15 protein-coding genes are annotated in these 17544 nt (G+C 65.9%); 14 read left to right on the top strand and 1 reads right to left on the bottom strand.

Annotated elements, in window-relative coordinates; all coding sequences use genetic code 11:
* The first annotated feature begins 99 nt into the window (after window positions 1-99).
* The 8 genes from miaB to ACE10W_RS00655 all read left to right on the top strand — a co-directional run bounded on the left by miaB (window position 100) and on the right by ACE10W_RS00655 (window position 8447).
* Window positions 100-1497 (top strand): tRNA (N6-isopentenyl adenosine(37)-C2)-methylthiotransferase MiaB, encoded by a 1398-nt coding sequence (gene miaB / locus ACE10W_RS00690; protein WP_304550043.1) that lies wholly within the window; start codon window positions 100-102, stop codon window positions 1495-1497.
* 64 nt (window positions 1498-1561) lie between these two features.
* On the top strand, window positions 1562-2557 hold the full coding sequence (locus tag ACE10W_RS00685; protein ID WP_011083616.1) for a PhoH family protein: 996 nt from the start codon (window positions 1562-1564) through the stop codon (window positions 2555-2557).
* An 83-nt stretch (window positions 2558-2640) separates the two neighbouring features.
* Window positions 2641-3129: an rRNA maturation RNase YbeY gene (gene ybeY, locus ACE10W_RS00680; protein WP_370164877.1), complete on the top strand. Its 489-nt coding sequence runs from the start codon at window positions 2641-2643 to the stop codon at window positions 3127-3129.
* Between the two features lies 1 nt (window position 3130).
* The gene (locus tag ACE10W_RS00675) at window positions 3131-4249 is read left to right on the top strand and encodes a hemolysin family protein (protein WP_028172525.1); all 1119 of its coding nucleotides are present in this window, start codon (window positions 3131-3133) and stop codon (window positions 4247-4249) included.
* Window positions 4246-5859: an apolipoprotein N-acyltransferase gene (gene lnt / locus ACE10W_RS00670; protein WP_161532867.1), complete on the top strand. Its 1614-nt coding sequence runs from the start codon at window positions 4246-4248 to the stop codon at window positions 5857-5859. Before ACE10W_RS00675 ends, lnt begins: the two co-directional genes overlap by 4 nt.
* Before the next feature lie 220 nt (window positions 5860-6079).
* Complete coding sequence (locus ACE10W_RS00665; protein WP_027546813.1) at window positions 6080-6493, top strand: helix-turn-helix domain-containing protein; 414 nt, start codon at window positions 6080-6082, stop codon at window positions 6491-6493.
* Window positions 6494-6579: 86 nt separating this feature from the next.
* A complete protein-coding gene (locus ACE10W_RS00660; RefSeq protein WP_304550038.1) occupies window positions 6580-7737 on the top strand; it encodes a M20 family metallopeptidase in 1158 nt (385 codons plus the stop codon).
* Window positions 7734-8447 (top strand): tRNA (guanine(46)-N(7))-methyltransferase TrmB, encoded by a 714-nt coding sequence (locus tag ACE10W_RS00655; RefSeq protein ID WP_060909538.1) that lies wholly within the window; start codon window positions 7734-7736, stop codon window positions 8445-8447. The genes ACE10W_RS00660 and ACE10W_RS00655 overlap by 4 nt, the downstream gene beginning before the upstream one ends.
* Window positions 8448-8540: 93 nt before the next feature.
* Here ACE10W_RS00655 and ACE10W_RS00650 read toward each other — a convergent pair whose 3' ends face one another.
* Window positions 8541-9623 carry a DUF2336 domain-containing protein gene (locus tag ACE10W_RS00650; protein WP_011083609.1) on the bottom strand — a complete coding sequence of 361 codons (1083 nt, stop codon included), beginning with the start codon at window positions 9621-9623 and terminating at the stop codon, window positions 8541-8543.
* A gap of 360 nt (window positions 9624-9983) precedes the next feature.
* Here ACE10W_RS00650 and rimP point away from each other — a divergent pair, with 360 nt between their 5' ends.
* The 6 genes from rimP to truB all read left to right on the top strand — a co-directional run bounded on the left by rimP (window position 9984) and on the right by truB (window position 17542).
* A complete protein-coding gene (rimP, locus tag ACE10W_RS00645) occupies window positions 9984-10739 on the top strand; it encodes a ribosome maturation factor RimP (RefSeq protein WP_028172521.1) in 756 nt (251 codons plus the stop codon).
* 2 nt (window positions 10740-10741) lie between these two features.
* A complete protein-coding gene (nusA, locus tag ACE10W_RS00640) occupies window positions 10742-12352 on the top strand; it encodes a transcription termination factor NusA (protein ID WP_028172520.1) in 1611 nt (536 codons plus the stop codon).
* Between the two features lie 23 nt (window positions 12353-12375).
* On the top strand, window positions 12376-13059 hold the full coding sequence (locus ACE10W_RS00635) for an RNA-binding protein (protein ID WP_011083606.1): 684 nt from the start codon (window positions 12376-12378) through the stop codon (window positions 13057-13059).
* A 71-nt stretch (window positions 13060-13130) separates the two neighbouring features.
* The gene (gene infB / locus ACE10W_RS00630) at window positions 13131-15839 is read left to right on the top strand and encodes a translation initiation factor IF-2 (protein ID WP_011083605.1); all 2709 of its coding nucleotides are present in this window, start codon (window positions 13131-13133) and stop codon (window positions 15837-15839) included.
* 153 nt (window positions 15840-15992) lie between these two features.
* Window positions 15993-16427, top strand: a complete 435-nt coding sequence (rbfA, locus tag ACE10W_RS00625; protein WP_011083604.1) for a 30S ribosome-binding factor RbfA — start codon at window positions 15993-15995, stop codon at window positions 16425-16427.
* A complete protein-coding gene (truB, locus tag ACE10W_RS00620) occupies window positions 16424-17542 on the top strand; it encodes a tRNA pseudouridine(55) synthase TruB (RefSeq protein WP_304550030.1) in 1119 nt (372 codons plus the stop codon). Before rbfA ends, truB begins: the two co-directional genes overlap by 4 nt.
* Window positions 17543-17544: the final 2 nt, after the last annotated feature.

The following is a 17544-nucleotide window of genomic DNA, read 5'->3' as shown; positions in this document are numbered from 1 at the left end:
GCGGGCGCCCCGGAATGACCGCCTCGGGCTCCATTCGCTGGATTTTCCCCCCTCCAGCCTATATCTGAGGGCCGTCCTCCACCTCCATTTTCGGGTTCCATGACGCCGCCGCGCAAGCTGCACATCAAATCATATGGCTGCCAGATGAACGTCTACGATGCCCAGCGCATGGTGGACACGCTGGCTCCGGAAGGATTCGTGGAGACGGCCAGCGCCGAGGACGCCGACCTCGTCATCCTCAACACCTGCCATATCCGCGAGAAGGCCTCCGAGAAGGTCTATTCCGAGCTCGGCCGGCTGCGCGTCGCCAAGGACGAGGCCGCCCGCGGGGGCCGCGCGATGCAGATCGCCGTCGCAGGCTGCGTGGCGCAGGCCGAGGGTGAGGAGATCGTGCGCCGGGCGCCGGTGGTTGACGTCGTGGTCGGCCCGCAGAGCTATCATCACCTGCCGGAGCTGCTGAAGCGGGCCGGCAACGAAGGCCGCGCGGTCGAGACCGAATTTCCCGCGGCCGACAAGTTCGGCTTCCTGGCCCAGCCGAAACCCGATGCGATCCGCGCGCGCGGCATTTCCGCCTTCGTCACGGTGCAGGAAGGCTGCGACAAGTTCTGCACCTTCTGCGTCGTGCCCTATACGCGCGGCGCCGAAGTGTCGCGCCCGGTGGCCAGGATCGTCGACGACGTGAAGCGGCTCGCCGACAACGGCGTGCGCGAGCTCACGCTGATCGGGCAGAACGTCAACGCCTATCACGGCGACGGACCCGACGGAAAAAGCTGGCCACTCGGCCGGCTGCTCGAACACCTGGCAGGGATTCCCGGCATCGCGCGGCTGCGCTATTCGACCAGCCATCCCCGCGACGTCGATGACAGCCTGATTGCGGCCCATCGCGATCTCGCGGCCCTGATGCCGTTCGTGCACCTGCCGGTGCAGTCGGGCTCGGACCGGATTCTGGCCGCCATGAACCGCAAACATACCGCCGATGATTATCGGCGTGTCATCGACCGTTTCCGGGCCGCGCGCCAAGACATTGCTTTTTCATCAGATTTTATCGTCGGATTCCCGGGTGAAAGTGAGCAAGATTTTCTCGCCACCCTCGCGCTTGTCACGCAAATCGGCTACGCTGCCGCTTATTCGTTCAAATACTCCGCCCGGCCGGGAACGCCGGCCGCGGATATGCAGGAGACGGTGTCCCCCGCCGAGATGGACCAGCGATTGGAGCGGCTCCAGGAACTGATCGACAGCCAGCAATCGGCCTTCAACAAGGCCGCGATTGGCTCAACCGTCGATGTGCTGTTCGAGCGTCCGGCGCGCAAGGACGGCCAGATCGTCGGCCGCACCGCCTTCCTCCAGCCCGCGCATGTGATGGCCTCGCCCGACATCATCGGACAAATCCTTCCGGTGCGGATCGACAGCCTCGAACGCTACAGCTTCCTCGGGGAGCTCGTCACACCGCGCGTTGCGCGCGAGCCCGCTTTATCACCCATCGCCACTGGAGCCTGAACCCTTGCCAAAAAGCGCATCGGATTCGTCTTCTATCGCTCCCAGCCGCAAATTTGACCGCGACATGCAAGTTCCGCCCGAAACCCAGGTCGTCATCGACTTCGACGACAACCGCGCCGCATCCGCACTGGTCGGCCCCTACGGCCAGCACCTCGCGCAGATCGAGCGTCGGCTCGGCGTCGTCGTCGATTCCAAGGGCAACCACATCACCATCGGCGGCACGCGCGACGGTTGCGATGCCGCGCGCCGCGTGCTGGAGGTGCTCTACGCCCAGGCGGTGAAGGGGCAGGATCTCGACCAGGGCGAGGTCGAGGGCGCGATCCGCGCCGTGATCGCACAGGGCTCCCTGTTCGAGTTCGACGCCAAATCGGCCAAAACGACCTTCGACAGCATCAACTTGCGTAAACGCCCGGTGCGCGCGCGCACCGCCGCGCAGGACTCCTACATCCGCGCGCTGAAGCGCCACGAACTGGTGTTCGGCATTGGACCTGCCGGTACCGGCAAGACCTGGCTCGCGGTCGCGCATGCCGCGCAACTGTTCGAGCGCAAGGAAGTCGACAAGATCATCCTGTCGCGCCCGGCGGTGGAAGCCGGCGAGCGGCTCGGCTTCCTGCCCGGCGATCTCCGTGAGAAGGTCGATCCCTATCTACGCCCGATCTACGACGCGCTCTACGACCTCATGGACGCACGCATCGTCGAGCGGGCGCTGCAAACCGGCGAGATCGAGATCGCGCCGCTCGCCTTCATGCGCGGCCGCACGCTGACCAACGCCGCCATCATCCTGGACGAGGCGCAGAACACCACGTCGATGCAGATGAAGATGTTCCTGACCCGCCTCGGCGAGAACAGCCGCATGATCGTCACCGGCGACCCCTCGCAGATCGACTTGCCAAACGGCCAGACCTCGGGCCTCGCCGAGGCAACCCGCCTGCTGAACGGCGTCGAAGGCATTGCACAAGTTCATTTCAAAGCCGAGGACGTGATCCGCCACGAACTCGTGGCGCGGATCGTCTCCGCCTATGAAGGGCAGCCGCAGCGGCCGGCCGCCGGTAAATCCTGACGGGACAACAACCGGACCATATGGGCGCGGACGCGAGCGCCTTTTCGTTCCGAACAAAGACAATGTCACACCCCAACCTTCCCATGACCGAGGTCCTCGTCGTCGCCGATTGCTGGCAGCGCGAACCCGATTCCGAAGCCGTGATCCAGCGCGCGGTCGCGGCCGCCGCCGAGAGTGTCGACGAAGACGTCGCGGAGGCGGAAGTGGCGGTGATGCTGACCGACGATGCCGGCATCCGCACGCTCAACAGCAACTGGCGCGGCATCGACAAGCCGACCAACGTGCTGTCGTTTCCCGCGCTCCAGCCGGAGGGCGAATGGAAGGAAGGCGATGCGCCGCGCATGCTCGGCGACATCGCGATCGCCTACGAGACCATGCGGCGCGAGGCGGACGAGGAAAAGAAGCCGTTCGACCACCATCTGAGCCATCTGGCCGTGCACGGTTTCCTGCACCTGATCGGCTACGACCACGAGAACGACGACGACGCGGAGGAGATGGAAGCGCTGGAGACGCAGATCCTGGCCCATCTCGGCATTCCCGATCCCTATGCCGACCGCCCGGGGACGCACTGAGATGCCGGATTCCGACCCGATCCACGACAATCCCCGCAACACTCCCAATTTGCCGGTCGTGGTGGCACCCGGCGAGGTGCTGCGTCCGACCGCCGAAGGCTGGCTGCTGCGCGCGATCCGCACGCTGTTCGGCTGGAAGGCGGGGTCGGTGCGCGACGATCTCCAGGTCGTGCTCGACGCCTCGACGCCCGACGACACCGGCTTCTCCGCCGTCGAGCGCACCATGCTGCGCAACATCCTCGGTCTGCACGAGCGCCGCATCGCCGACGTCATGGTGCATCGCGCCGACATCATCGCGGTGAAGCGCGACATTCCACTCGGCGAGCTGATGGACCGCTTCGAAAGCGCCGGCCATTCGCGCCTCGTCGTCTACAACGAGACGCTCGACGATCCCGTCGGCATCGTCCACATCCGCGACCTGCTCGCGTTCATGACCGCGCGGGCACGCGTGTCGGACGCCACCAAGACCAAGCGCAAGAAGCCGCTGCCGGCCGGCCTCGACCTTCGTACCGTCGATCTCGCGATGCCGCTCGAGGACGCGCGCATCATTCGCAAGCTGCTCTACGTGCCGCCGTCGATGCGGGCGATCGACCTGCTCGCGCAGATGCAGGCCACGCGCATCCACCTGGCGCTGGTGGTCGACGAATATGGCGGCAGCGACGGGCTGGTCTCGCTCGAGGACATCGTCGAGCAGATCGTCGGCGAGATCGACGACGAGCACGACAGCGACGAGCCGCCCTCGATCGTGCGCCTGCCCGACAACGCCTTCATCGCCGACGCCCGCGCCAGCCTCGATGACGTCCGCACCGTGATCGGCGCGGACTTCGTCACCGGCGAAGCCGGCGAGGAAGTCGAGACGCTGGGCGGCTATCTCGTCAGCTTCGTCGGGCGCCTGCCGGTGCGCGGCGAGGTGATCTCGGGCCCCGGCAACTATGAGGTCGAGGTACTCGATGCCGATCCGCGCCGCGTCAAGCGGCTGCGCATCTCGACGCGGAAGGAACGCCCCGCGCCGCGCACCCAGCGCGAGAGCCGACGCCGCGAGAGCGCGCCGGAGAGCGGTCAACCGCCGGCCAGTGACACGCCGACCCCGCCGCCAAGCGACGGGACCGGCCCGCAGTGAGCGCGTTCCAGCGACTCCGGCAGATTGCGCTTGCCATCATCCTCACCTGGGGATGGAAGCGCGCCCTCGTCGCCATGGCCGCCGGCGCGCTGTCGGTGCTGGCGCTGGCGCCGTTCAATCTCTTCCCCGTGCTGTTCATCACTTTCCCGGTGCTGGTCTGGCTGATCGACGGCGCCGGCGCGGGGCGATACCGCGGCATCCCCGCCGCGGCGCTGACCGGCTACTGGTTCGGGCTCGGCTATTTCGTCCCCGGCCTCTACTGGATCGGCTATGCCTTCTTCGTCGACGCCGATGTGTTCGCTTGGCTGACGCCGTTCGCCGTGCTGGGCCTGCCGGCCTATCTTTCCATCTTCACGGCGATCGGATTTGCGCTCGCCCGCCTGCTCTGGACCAAGAACGCCACGCGCGTGCTTGCGCTCGCGGCAAGCCTCACCATCGCCGAATGGCTGCGCGGTCACGCGCTGACCGGCTTTCCCTGGAACGCGTTCGGCTATGCGCTGTCCGAGCCGTTGCCGCTGGCGCAGACGGCGTCGCTGATCGGACTGTGGGGCATGACGTTCCTGACTGTTGCGATCTTTGCAAGCCCCGCGACGCTGATCGACCGCACGCCCGATCGCCGCGTGGCGTGGCGCGCGCCGGCCGCGGCGGTCGCGCTTCTGATTGCCATGAGCATCTTCGGCGCGATCCGCCTGTCGCTGCATCCGACCACGATGGTCGCGGGCGCCAAGCTGCGCCTGATGCAGCCGAACCTCCAGCAGGACGCGAAGTTCAACTACGCCGCCAAGACGGAGGTGATGAAGAAATACCTGGCGCTGTCGGACCGCGCCTCCGGACCGCAATCGACCGGCGTGCGCGATGCCACCATCCTGATCTGGCCGGAATCCGCCTTTCCGTTCTTCCTGACCCGCGAAGCCGACGCGATGGCCGAGATCGCCGAGCTGCTGCCGAAGGGCACGGTGCTGATCACGGGTTCGGTTCGCGCGCCCGATCTGCCGCGGGGAACGCCGATCACGCGTGCCTATAATTCGATCTACGTGATCGATCACGACGGCAGCGTGCTCGCGGTCTACGACAAGCTGCACCTGGTGCCGTTCGGAGAATTTCTTCCCTACCAGGATCTGATGGAGAAGCTCGGCTTCGAGCAGCTCACGCGTGTGCGCGGCGGCTTCATCGCCGGCACCGTGCGGCATGCGCTGCCGATACCCGGCGCGCCGTCAGCGCTGCCGCTGATCTGCTACGAAGCGATCTTTCCCGGCGAGGTTGCCGGTCGCAACGAACGTCCGGGCTGGATCGTGAACCTCACCAATGACGGCTGGTTCGGCATCTCGACCGGACCCTATCAGCATCTGGAGCAGGCGCGGATGCGCGCGATCGAACTCGGCTTGCCGCTGGTCCGCTCCGCCAATACCGGCATCTCCGCGGTGATCGATCCGGTGGGGCGAACCGTCGCCAGCCTCGGTCTCGGCGTCGAAGGCATTTTGGATGCAAGCCTGCCCGCCGCGATCCCGCCGACGATCTATGCACGGGTGGGCGACGTGCCCGCGGCCGTGCTCGTCGCGCTGGCCGTGCTTCTCGCGGTCCGCCGACGTGTGGCCAAACGGTACCCCTGATCCCGCCGTCACCGCCGAAGCGGCCGGAATCCTTTGACAACCGTGGTCCCACGGTTGACAGACTGCACGCGGGTTCCTCATTCTGCACCAGCTGCAAAAGACAGTGGGCATTGCTAAATTTCTCCGCAATGTTTCCCAATAACAGGGTCTGATTTTTATGATGCTGGCACCTGAGGCATTCCGTCGATTGCGCTGAGGGTGGTGTTTGGAGGCTGAGGAAATGTCGAAAGCGCCCAACCCTGTTGACAAATATGTCGGCAGCCGCGTGCGCATGCGCCGCATCATGTTGGGCATGAGCCAGGAAAAGCTCGGTGAAGCTTTGGGCCTGACTTTCCAGCAGATCCAGAAATACGAGAAGGGCACGAACCGGGTCGGCGCGAGCCGCATCCAGCAGATTGCCGAAATTCTCCAGGTGCCGGTGTCGTTCCTGTTCGAAGGCGGACCGAGCGGTGTGGCCGGCCCGAACGGCTTCGCGGAAGGCGCCTCGCCCTCTTACGTCTCGGACTTCCTCGCGACCTCCGAGGGACTCGCTTTGACCAAGGCGTTCACGCGAATCACTGATTCGAAGATGCGCCGCTCGATCGTCGATCTCGTCGAGCAGATCGCGGCACGCGAAGGTCCCGACAAGCGCTGAGGCGCGCCAGCTCAATCGATTTGAGGCTGCGCCAAATCTGGCCTATGTCGTCATTTGCGGCCGCGCCTTGACGCGCGTCCTCCCGGATGATGCGATTCAAAGGCATAGATGCGCCCATGGCGAACTCCAACTGGTTCGATAACCAAACTATTCTCGACGGCATCCGGCGCTGGGTGGAGATCGAGACGCCGACAGAGGCGCCTGAACAGGTCAACAGGCTGGTGTCGCTGGTCGCGGATCATTATCGCGATCTGCCTGTCACGCTCGAGCGCATCGCCGGCGTCGACGGCTGCGGCGATCATCTGCTGGCACGCTCGGCCTGGGGCCAGGACCGGCCCGGCATCCTGGTGCTGAGCCACCTCGATACCGTTCATCCCCTGGGATTCATCGAGCGCCTGCCGTTCAAGGTCGAAGGCGACAGCGCGTTCGGTCCCGGCATCTACGACATGAAGGGCGGCGCCTACCTCGCCCATCACGCGTTTCGCGCGCTTTGCGCCACGGCCGAGCGCTCGCCACTCGGCATCACCCACTTGTTCACCTCCGACGAGGAGATCGGCAGCCCCACCTCGCGTGCGCTGATCGAGAAGGAAGGGCGCAAGGCCAAATACGTGCTGGTGACGGAGCCGGCACGCGACGGCGGCAAGATCGTCACCGGACGCAAGGGCGTCGGACGCTTCCAGGTGTTCATCAAGGGCGTGCCTGCACATGCCGGCTCGCGACCCGAAGATGGTCGCAGCGCCGTCCGCGAGCTCGCCAATATCATCCTGACGCTGGAAGGGATGAACGACCCGGCGCGCGGCGTCTCCGTGAATGTCGGTGTGGTGCGCGGCGGCACGCGCCCCAACGTGACGCCGGAAGAGGCCTATGCCGAAATCGATCTGCGCGTGCCGAGCTTCACCGATGCGGACGAATTCGTCGGCAAGATCCTCGCCCTGAGGTCGAAGACGGACGGCGTCACCGTCAGGGTCACCGGCGAGCTCAATCGTCCGCCCTACGAGAAGGGCAATGCAGGTGCCTCGCTGTACGAGCATGCCAGGACGCTCGCCACGGAGATCGGCTTCGAACTGATCGACACCTACACGGGCGGCGGCTCGGACGGCAATTTCACCGCTCCCCACACCGGCACGCTCGACGGGCTCGGCGTCGACGGCAAGGGCGCACACACCCATTATGAGCAGCTCTATGTCTCGTCGCTCGAACCGCGCGCGCGGCTGCTCTATCGCCTGTATCAGACGCTGCGATGAGCGAACGCAAGTCAGATCCCGATCGCGATGACAACAGCGAGCGCGCCTTCTTCGGGCGCCGCAAGGGCCACAAGCTCAGGCAGCACCAGGCCGAGCTGATCGATCATCTGCTGCCGCATCTTGCGCTCGACATCGCGGGCGAGGCGCCGGCGAATGCGTGCGAGATCTTCGATCCCGCGGCGAGCGACGTGCGGCTCGAGATCGGCTTCGGCGGCGGCGAGCATCTTGCGGCCGAGGCGCAGAACTTCGCCACGACCGGCTTCATCGGCTGCGAGCCCTATGTCAACGGCATGGCGAAGATCCTCGCGCAGATCGAGGCCGGCAACATCGCCAACATCCGCCTGTTCGCGGGCGATGCCGCCGAGCTCCTGGCCTGGCTGCCGAAGGCCTCGCTGTCGCGGATCGACCTGATCCACCCGGATCCCTGGCCGAAGCGCCGGCACTGGAAGCGGCGCTTCGTCCAGGACAGGACCATCGCCGCAATGGCGCGCGTGCTGAAGGTCGGCGGCGAATTCCGCTTCGTCTGCGACATCGACGATTACTGCGCCTGGACGCTGTCGCATCTTGCGCGCTCGGCGGACTTCAAATGGCTTGCGGAGCGCGCCGACGATTTCCGGCAGCCATGGGACGGCTACACGATGACGCGCTACGGCCGGAAGGCCGCGCGCGAAGGACGCAAGGCGACGTATTTGCGGTTCAGAAGAAGCTGATTGTCGTTCCGGGGCGCGCGAAGCGCGAACCCGGAACCTCGAGATTCCGGGTTCGATGCTTCGCATCGCCCCGGAATGACCAACACAGTAACTTCAGATCGTCTGCCGGTTGCGCCAGAAATTCACGACGCGTTCCGCCGTCGTCGGCATCAGGCGCGTGAAGTTCATGCGGGCGGCCTCGATGTCGGCATCGGCCGGCGTGCGATGCGGACCGTACCAGAGCAGGATGAGCGCGCGCACCGTGGGCCAGCCGAGATTGAGCACGCGCCCCAGGATCAGAATCGGATCGTAGCGGTCGCCCGCGATCAGGCGGTCGAGGATCGAGAGGCGGACGCCGGACATCGCCGAGAGCGAGGCGATCGCTTCCTCGTATTTGTTTGCCTTGGCAAAGCCGAGCAGCGCGCTCTCGCCGAGATGGCCCTCGCGATGCAAGCCGAGCACCGTGCGCTGTGCCGCCGTGAAATCGCGCCGCGGCCCGGGCGGCAGCGCGGCCTCCTCGATGGCCGCCATGGCGCGCTTGATCTCGACCTGGCGCACGGGATTGACCACGCTGGAGAGACGGCGGCGAATGACGTCGAGCGTGCCGTTGAGCAGCTCTTTCAGGTGCTCGCCCGAAAGATCGTTGCGCTGGCCGATCTTGAGCGTCAGCACGCCGTCCTGCGCGGCACGCTTGATCAGCTCGGAATAGCCGCCGGGTGAGAACATCGCACCGGCATTGCCTGCGGCGCGACGCACCACGTCGCGATCGCCGCGCTCGACCAGTACGTCGGTGACGACAGACGACAGGGCGGGACGCTCCGTCATCGCCAGCAGATGACCCTGGCCCTTCAGCCGCGCGATCTCGACCAGCGCCGCTTCGTCGAGCACGGGCGAGCGGCGCAACACAGGGGCCGCCACCATGATCTCGTTTTCACGCGCGAACTGGTTCACCAGGTGCCGCGGCGCGTTGTCCAGGCGCGAAAAGCGCTCGGCGAGATCGACGCGCGAGGCGAGCTCGGCATGCGGGACGAGATCGATCAGGAGATCGTCGAAGAGATCGATGAGCTCGGGACGGAGCTTGGCGGGATCCTGGAAGAACAGCTCGGCGATGGCACGCGCGATCTCGCCACGGCGCCGGGGGTCGCCGCGTTTGACGATATCGTCCAGTCCGGGAATGAGCGACGTGGCAACGGTCATGAAACGCAAACTCGTACAGGGCACGCCGCGGGTGCGCCCTTGGTCCAAGTCGCCCCACAATCAGGGAATTTAGGCCCCGTTGATGAAGGAAGCGTTGCGCGGGGGGCCGTTGGAAAGGCGCAAAAAGCCTCGCCTGCCCTGCGATGGGCCTTGTCCGCGAGGGTGGAAAGGGCTATATCAGCGCCAATTCATCTTCTCATACGATCCGCGTAGTGAGAGTGGGCCCGAAAGGACCCGCTCTTTTTTATTACCTGAGCGCGGCTTGGCGGAAGATGCGGCCCGGCGAGCTGCCGGGAGAGTTCCGAAGCGGGCTTTGAAATCGTAACCAAGCCTTAACCATCGAGCGCCTTGACCCTGGATATGACCGAACCGACCGCTGGTTCCACGGATGCCGAGTTGCTGGCCGAGCCGAGGCTCGTGGTCGAGCCGGGCGTCGCGGCACGGGTGTCCGCGGTGGCAGGTCCCGTGCTCCAGGGCATGGGCTACCGCCTGGTGCGGATCCGCATTTCCGGCGAGGCCGGCTGCACCGTGCAGATCATGGCCGAGCGCCCGGACGGCTCGATGCAGATCGAGGATTGCGAGGCGATCTCGCGGGCGCTGTCGCCCGTGCTCGACGTCGCCGACCCCATCGATCGCGCCTATCGGCTGGAAATCTCCTCGCCGGGGATCGATCGCCCCCTGGTGCGGCGTTCCGATTTCGAGCGCTATGCCGGACATCTGGTGAAGGTCGAGATGGCGGTCGCCCATGAGGGGCGGAAGCGGTTCCGCGGCATGATCGGCGCTGTCGAAGGCGACCGCGTGCATCTGCAGCGCGACGACGTCAAGGCGGGTGAGGAACGCGACGTTCTCCTGACGATGGAGGACATCAGCGAGGCCCGGCTGGTGCTGACCGACGAGCTGATCGCGGAATCGATGCGCCGTGGCAAGGCCGCGGCGCGCGAGATGCGCCGCAATCTCGGCCTGGAGCCGCCGGCTGCGCCTCACGCGAAAATCAGCGAAAAAACGACCAAGAACACCAAGCCGAAGAAGAAGCCGGCACCGACCAATACGAAGAAGCATCGCCTGGCCGCCGAACGCGCGCGGCGCGGCGAGATCGAGCCTGACGAAGGAGACTAGCCATGGCAGTCAGCGCCAATCGACTTGAATTGCTCCAGATCGCCGATGCCGTCGCGCGCGAGAAATCGATCGACCGCGGCATCGTCATCGCGGCGATGGAGGACGCCATCGCCAAGGCGGCGCGGGCCCGCTACGGCAGCGAGACTGACGTTCACGCCGAGATCGACCCGAAGAAGGGCGAGCTGCGGCTGTCGCGCCACATGCTGGTGGTCGAGAAGGTCGAAAACCACTCCAACCAGATTTCGCTGGTGGATGCGCAGCGCGCCAATCCCGGCGCCCAGGTCGGTGACACCATCGCCGACACCCTGCCGCCGCTCGAATATGGCCGCATCGCTGCGCAGTCGGCCAAGCAGGTGATCGTGCAGAAGGTGCGCGAGGCCGAGCGCGACCGGCAATATCAGGAATTCAAGGACCGCATCGGCGACATCGTCAACGGCGTCGTCAAGCGCGTCGAATATGGCAGCGTGATCGTCGATCTCGGCCGCGGTGAAGCCATCATCCGCCGCGACGAGATGCTGCCGCGCGAAGTGTTCCGCAACGGCGACCGCGTCCGCGCCTATATCTTCGACGTCCGCCGCGAGACCCGCGGCCCGCAGATCTTCCTCTCCCGCACCCATCCGCAGTTCATGGCGAAGCTGTTCGCGCAGGAAGTGCCGGAAATCTATGACGGCATCGTCGAGATCAAGGCGGTTGCCCGCGATCCCGGCTCGCGCGCGAAAATCGGCGTGATTTCCCGCGATTCCTCGGTCGATCCGGTCGGCGCCTGCGTCGGCATGCGCGGCTCGCGCGTGCAGGCCGTGGTGAACGAATTGCAGGGCGAGAAGATCGACATCATTCCCTGGTCGCCCGACATCGCGACCTTCGTGGTCAACGCGCTGGCGCCGGCCGAAGTCTCCAAGGTCGTCATCGACGAAGACCGCGAGCGCATCGAGGTCGTGGTGCCCGATACCAACAACCAGCTCTCGCTGGCGATCGGCCGCCGCGGCCAGAACGTGCGCCTGGCCTCGCAGCTCACCGGCTGGGATATCGACATCCTGACCGAGCAGGAGGAATCGGAGCGCCGCCAGGCCGACTTCGAGAACTCCACCCGCGTCTTCATGGAATCGCTCAACGTCGACGAAGTGGTCGGCCAGCTGCTGGCGTCCGAAGGCTTCACCTCGGTCGAGGAACTCGCCATGGTGGACATCAAGGAGCTCGCCGGCATCGAGGGTTTTGACGAGGAGACCGCGCAGGAGCTCCAGAACCGCGCCCGCGAATATCTCGAGCAGCAGGAAGCCGAGCTCGAGGCCAAGCGCGTGGAACTCGGCGTCGAGGACGCTCTCAAGGACGTGCCCGGCGTCACCTCGAAGATGCTGGTCAAGTTCGGCGAGAACGACATCAAGACCGTCGACGACCTCGCCGGCTGCGCCACCGACGATCTGGTCGGCTGGACCGAGCGCAAGGAAGGTGGCGAATCCACCAAATATCCGGGTGCGCTCGACGGTATCGAGATTTCCCGTGACGATGCCGAAGCGATGATCATGCAGGCCCGCGTCAAGGCCGGCTGGATCACCGAGGCCGATCTCGCCAAGCCCGCCGAAGAGGCTGAGGCGAGCGAAGATCAGCCGGCTTAAGGACGAAGGAGAATGTCGCCCGGATGCTCGCAGATACTGACCACGATCTCGACCATGGGCCGCGGACCGAAAGGTCCGCGACCATGCGGATGTGCGCGGTCAGCCGCGAGGTCCGGCCGATCGACGAGCTGATCCGTTTCGTCGTCTCGCCGGAAGGGCACATAGTTCCCGATCTCAAGCGCAAGCTGCCCGGACGCGGCATGTGGATCACCGCCTCGCGCGAGGTGGTTGCGGAAGCGGTGCGGCGTCACCAATTTAGCAAGGCCTTCAAGCGCGAGCTGCGCACCCCTCAGACGCTTCCCGCCGACATCGAGGCGCTCCTGGTCCGGAGCGTGACGGAAGCCCTTGGGATTGCCGCCAAGGCGGGCCAGGTCGTGGCCGGCTTCGGCAAGGTCGAGAGCGCGCTTCGGGAAGGCACGGTCGAGGTCCTGATCCACGCCAGCGACGGGGCCGCGGACGGAATCCGCAAATTGGACATGCTGGCGCGTCAAAATGCCGGAAATCGCGGCGCCAAGCCGCAGATTCCCGTCGTGACCGGACTGAAATCGATAGAATTGGATTTGGCACTGACCCGGTCAAATGTGATACATGCTGCGCTGCTCGCGGGCCCGGCGAGCAGGTCATTCCTGTCACGTAGCCAGATGCTGGTCCGATACCGGATGGCGGACGATGACAAGACTGCCGAAAAGCGCGGCCAGGATTTCTGAGAGACAACGACCAACCGACATGACTGTGCGGCAACGCACAACGACAACAAGATCAGGATTAGGACTGCTGAATGGTTGATACCAAGACCCCTGGCGACAAGAAGCTGAGCGTTCCGAGCAAGACGCTATCGCTCAAGCCGCGCGTCGAAACGGGCACCGTGCGCCAGAGCTTCAGCCACGGCCGGAGCAAGCAGGTCGTGGTCGAGAAGCGCGGCAAGCGCCGTATTGGCGACGGTCCCGAGCCGCACGCGCCCGAGGTGACCGCAAAGCCGGCGCCCGCCGCGCCTGCCCCGTCGCGCCCGGCTCCGCCGCCCGCCCCGCCGCGCAATGCCGGTTCCGGCGTGGTGCTGCGCACCCTGACCGAGGACGAGCGTTCGGCCCGTGCCAGCGCGCTGGCCGATGCCAAGCTGCGCGAAGTCGAGGAACGCCGCCAGGCCGAGGAAGAGGCCCAGCGCCGCGCCGTCCGCGAGGCCGCCGAACGCGCCGAGCGCGAAGCCGCCGAAGCCCGCCGCAAGGCCGAGGACGAGCGCCATCGCCACGAGGACGAAGCCAAGCGGAAGGCCGAGACCGAGGCCAAGAAGCGTTTTGGCGAGGGCGAGCAGCCGGCATCGGCCGCGCGTCCCGCGACCGCAGCGCCGGCCGCGCCCGCACCGCGCCCCGGTGCGCCCGCGGCACGACCCGGAACCACGACGACCCGCCCGGGAACAACGACCGCGCGTCCTGCAACGACGACCGCGCAGCGTCCGGGTGCACCGGCAGGCCGTGGCCCCGCAGTTGCGGCCGAGCCGGACGAGGACGAGGCGCCGCGCCAGATCCGTCGCGGTCCCGGCGGCGCCGCGCGTCCCGCGCCGCCTCCCAAGACCACTCACAAGCCCGGCCCGCAGAAAGAGCGCGGCCGCCTCACGGTGGTCACCGCGCTCAACGCCGACGAGGTGCGCGAGCGCTCGATCGCCTCGTTCCGCCGCCGCACCCAGCGTCTGAAGGGGCATGCCTCGAACGAGCCGAAGGAAAAGCTCATCCGCGAGGTGATCATTCCGGAAGCGATCACGATCCAGGAGCTCGCCAACCGCATGGCCGAGCGCGCGGTCGACGTCATCCGCATGCTGATGAAGCAGGGCGCGATGCACAAGATCACCGACGTGATCGACGCCGACACCGCGCAGCTTATCGCCGAAGAGCTCGGTCACACAGTCAAGCGCGTCGCCGCGTCTGACGTTGAAGAAGGCCTGTTCGACCAGGTCGACGATTCCACCGACACCGAGACGCGTTCGCCCGTGGTGACCGTGATGGGTCACGTCGACCACGGCAAGACCTCGCTGCTCGACGCGCTCCGACATGCCAACGTGGTCTCCGGCGAAGCCGGCGGCATCACCCAGCATATCGGCGCCTATCAGGTGGTGTCGCCCGAAAGCGGCAAGAAGATCACCTTCATCGACACGCCCGGCCACGCCGCGTTCACCGCGATGCGCGCCCGCGGCGCCAAGGTCACCGACATCGTCGTGCTGGTGGTCGCGGCCGATGACGGCGTGATGCCGCAGACCGTCGAAGCCATCAACCACGCCAAGGCGGCGCGGGTGCCGATCATCGTTGCCATCAACAAGATCGACAAGCCCGATGCCAAGCCCGAGCGCGTGCGCACCGAGCTGCTCCAGCACGAAGTGCAGGTGGAATCCTTCGGCGGCGACGTCGTCGACGTCGAGGTGTCCGCCAAGAACAAGACCAATCTCGACAAGCTGCTCGAAATGATCGCGCTCCAGGCCGATATCCTCGACCTGAAGACCAATTCGGAGCGTCCGGCCGAAGGCACCGTGATCGAGGCCAAGCTCGACCGCGGCCGTGGCCCGGTCGCGACCGTGCTGGTTCAGCGCGGCACGCTCCGTGTCGGCGACATCATCGTTGCCGGCGCCGAGATGGGCCGCGTCCGCGCGCTGATCTCGGACCAGGGCGAGACGGTGCAGGAAGCAGGTCCGTCGGTGCCGGTCGAGGTGCTCGGCTTCAACGGTCCGCCGGAAGCCGGCGATCGCCTCGCCGTCGTCGAGAACGAAGCCCGCGCCCGCCAGGTCACGAGCTACCGCGCGCACCAGAAGCGCGAGAACGCGGCAGCCTCGATCTCCGGCATGCGCGGCTCGCTCGAGCAGATGATGTCGCAGCTGAAGACGGCGGGCCGCAAGGAATTCCCGCTGATCATCAAGGCCGACGTGCAGGGCTCGCTGGAAGCGATCCTCGGCTCGCTGGAGAAGCTCGGCACCGACGAAGTCGCCGCCCGCATCCTGCATGCCGGCGTCGGCGGTATTTCGGAGTCGGACGTGACGCTCGCGGAAGGCTTCAACGCCGCGATCATCGGCTTCTCGGTTCGAGCCAACAAGGAAGCCGCTGCGGCCGCCAAGCGCAACGGCATCGAGATCCGCTACTACAACATCATCTACGACCTCGTGGACGACGTGAAGAAGGCGATGAGCGGCCTGCTCGCGCCGACCTTGCGCGAGACCATGCTTGGCAATGCCGCGATCCTGGAGATCTTCAACATCTCCAAGGTCGGCAAGGTCGCCGGCTGCCGCGTCACCGACGGCACCGTGGAACGCGGCGCCAATGTGCGCCTGATCCGCGACAACGTCGTCGTGCACGAAGGCAAGCTGTCGACGCTGAAGCGCTTCAAGGACGAAGTGAAGGAAGTCCAGTCCGGTCAGGAATGCGGCATGGCCTTCGAGAACTATCACGACATGCGTGCCGGTGACGTGATCGAGTGTTATCGCGTGGAGACGATCCAGCGCTCCCTGTAAGTCCAAATCTTACCGAAGCGCCCGGATCTTTTTGAGCTGAAATAGCGGGAGTGAGATGGCCGGATTTTTTCCGGCCATCCGCGCCTCTTCGTTTCAACGGACAAATGACAATGCTCGTGTCCCAAACGCGGGCACGACGAGGTGATTTCCAGAATGCCGCGCCACCACCAGAAAAAAAGTTCCGCATCCGGCGGAGGCTCGCAGCGCCAGTTGCGCGTCGGCGAGCAGGTTCGCCATGCGATGGCCGAGATTCTGGCGCAAGGCAACGTGCATGATGCGGACCTCGAAGGTCACATCGTCACCGTGCCGGAGGTGCGGATGTCCCCCGACCTGAAGCTCGCGACAATCTACGTGATGCCGCTCGGTGGCCGCGACACCGAGATCGTCATCGCTGCGCTCGAGCGCAACAAGAAATTCCTGCGCGGCGAAGTCGCGCGGCGCGTTAACCTGAAATTTGCACCTGACGTTCGCTTCCGCGTCGACGAGCGATTCGACGAAGCGGAACGGATCGAGAAGCTTTTGCGAACACCTGCGGTGCAGAAGGACCTGGAACAGGATCCGGATTCGGATCGGGAAGAAGAGCAATGACGATGGACCCGGCTCACGGCACGATCGGCGGCGAACAGGCCGATCAGCGCGACGTGCAGAAAAATAATTTTGCGGACATGGGCGGCAATTCCCAGCCGCACCAGGAGCCGCGCCGCGTCAACAACGATCCCCGCGCCAAGCAGCAGAAGGGCAACCAGGTTCGCCGCGACCGCCGCGACGTCCATGGCTGGGTCGTGCTCGACAAGCCGATCGGCATGACCTCGACGCAGGCCGTCGCCGTGCTCAAGCGCCTGTTCAACGCCAAGCGCGCCGGCCACGCCGGCACGCTCGATCCGCTCGCTTCCGGCGGCCTGCCGATTGCGCTCGGCGAAGCCACCAAGACGGTTCCCTTCGTCATGGACGGCCGCAAGCGCTACCAGTTCACCGTGTGCTGGGGCGAGGAGCGCGACACCGACGACATCGAGGGCCGGGTGACCGCGACCTCCGACCAGCGCCCGACCCGGGAGGCCATCCTGGCGCTGTTGCCCCGCTTCACCGGGGTGATCGAGCAGATCCCGCCGCGCTATTCTGCGATCAAGATCCAGGGCGAGCGCGCCTATGACCTCGCCCGCGACGGCGAGGTCGTGGAGCTGGCTCCCCGCCCGGTCGAGATTCACCGATTAACCCTTGTGGATCAACCGGATAACGACCGGGCCGTGTTCGAGGCCGAGTGCGGCAAGGGCACCTATGTCCGTGCGCTGGCCCGCGATATGGGCCGGATTCTCGGCACTTATGGCCATATCTGCGCGCTGCGGCGGACCCTGGTCGGCCCATTTGGCGAAAACGACATGATTCCGCTGGATCAGTTGGAGGCTTTGTGCGATAGAGCCGCGTCCGGCGAGGGCAGCCTCGCCGACGCGCTTTTGCCCGTTGAGACCGCGCTGGACGACATCCCGGCACTGGCCGTCACTCGGGCTGATGCGGCAAGGCTCCATCGGGGCCAGGCCGTTTTGTTGCGCGGACGGGATGCGCCCACTTGTAGCGGCACAGTCTATGTCACGGTGGCAGGCCGCCTTTTGGCGCTTGCCGAAGTCGGCAATGGCGAAATCATCCCCAAGCGTGTGTTCAACCTGACCGGCCTGACTGCCAGCCCCGGTCGCAACGAGAGAAATTGACG

It is taken from the genome of Bradyrhizobium sp. B025 (assembly GCF_042257955.1).
GTDB classification, from domain to species: Bacteria; Pseudomonadota; Alphaproteobacteria; order Rhizobiales; family Xanthobacteraceae; genus Bradyrhizobium; species Bradyrhizobium diazoefficiens.
Note: the sequence above shows the minus strand (reverse complement) of the source record. Positions and strands in the feature narration are given on the sequence as shown.

Coding starts and splice junctions, on each gene's coding strand:
- miaB (WP_304550043.1), top strand. CDS start 100: ATGACGCCGCCGCGCAAGCTGCACATCAAATCATATGGCTGCCAGATG.
- ACE10W_RS00685 (WP_011083616.1), top strand. CDS start 1,562: ATGCAAGTTCCGCCCGAAACCCAGGTCGTCATCGACTTCGACGACAAC.
- ybeY (WP_370164877.1), top strand. CDS start 2,641: ATGACCGAGGTCCTCGTCGTCGCCGATTGCTGGCAGCGCGAACCCGAT.
- ACE10W_RS00675 (WP_028172525.1), top strand. CDS start 3,131: ATGCCGGATTCCGACCCGATCCACGACAATCCCCGCAACACTCCCAAT.
- ACE10W_RS00665 (WP_027546813.1), top strand. CDS start 6,080: ATGTCGAAAGCGCCCAACCCTGTTGACAAATATGTCGGCAGCCGCGTG.
- ACE10W_RS00660 (WP_304550038.1), top strand. CDS start 6,580: ATGATGCGATTCAAAGGCATAGATGCGCCCATGGCGAACTCCAACTGG.
- ACE10W_RS00655 (WP_060909538.1), top strand. CDS start 7,734: ATGAGCGAACGCAAGTCAGATCCCGATCGCGATGACAACAGCGAGCGC.
- ACE10W_RS00650 (WP_011083609.1), bottom strand. CDS start 9,623: ATGACCGTTGCCACGTCGCTCATTCCCGGACTGGACGATATCGTCAAA.
- rimP (WP_028172521.1), top strand. CDS start 9,984: ATGACCGAACCGACCGCTGGTTCCACGGATGCCGAGTTGCTGGCCGAG.
- nusA (WP_028172520.1), top strand. CDS start 10,742: ATGGCAGTCAGCGCCAATCGACTTGAATTGCTCCAGATCGCCGATGCC.
- ACE10W_RS00635 (WP_011083606.1), top strand. CDS start 12,376: ATGCTCGCAGATACTGACCACGATCTCGACCATGGGCCGCGGACCGAA.
- infB (WP_011083605.1), top strand. CDS start 13,131: ATGGTTGATACCAAGACCCCTGGCGACAAGAAGCTGAGCGTTCCGAGC.
- rbfA (WP_011083604.1), top strand. CDS start 15,993: ATGCCGCGCCACCACCAGAAAAAAAGTTCCGCATCCGGCGGAGGCTCG.
- truB (WP_304550030.1), top strand. CDS start 16,424: ATGACGATGGACCCGGCTCACGGCACGATCGGCGGCGAACAGGCCGAT.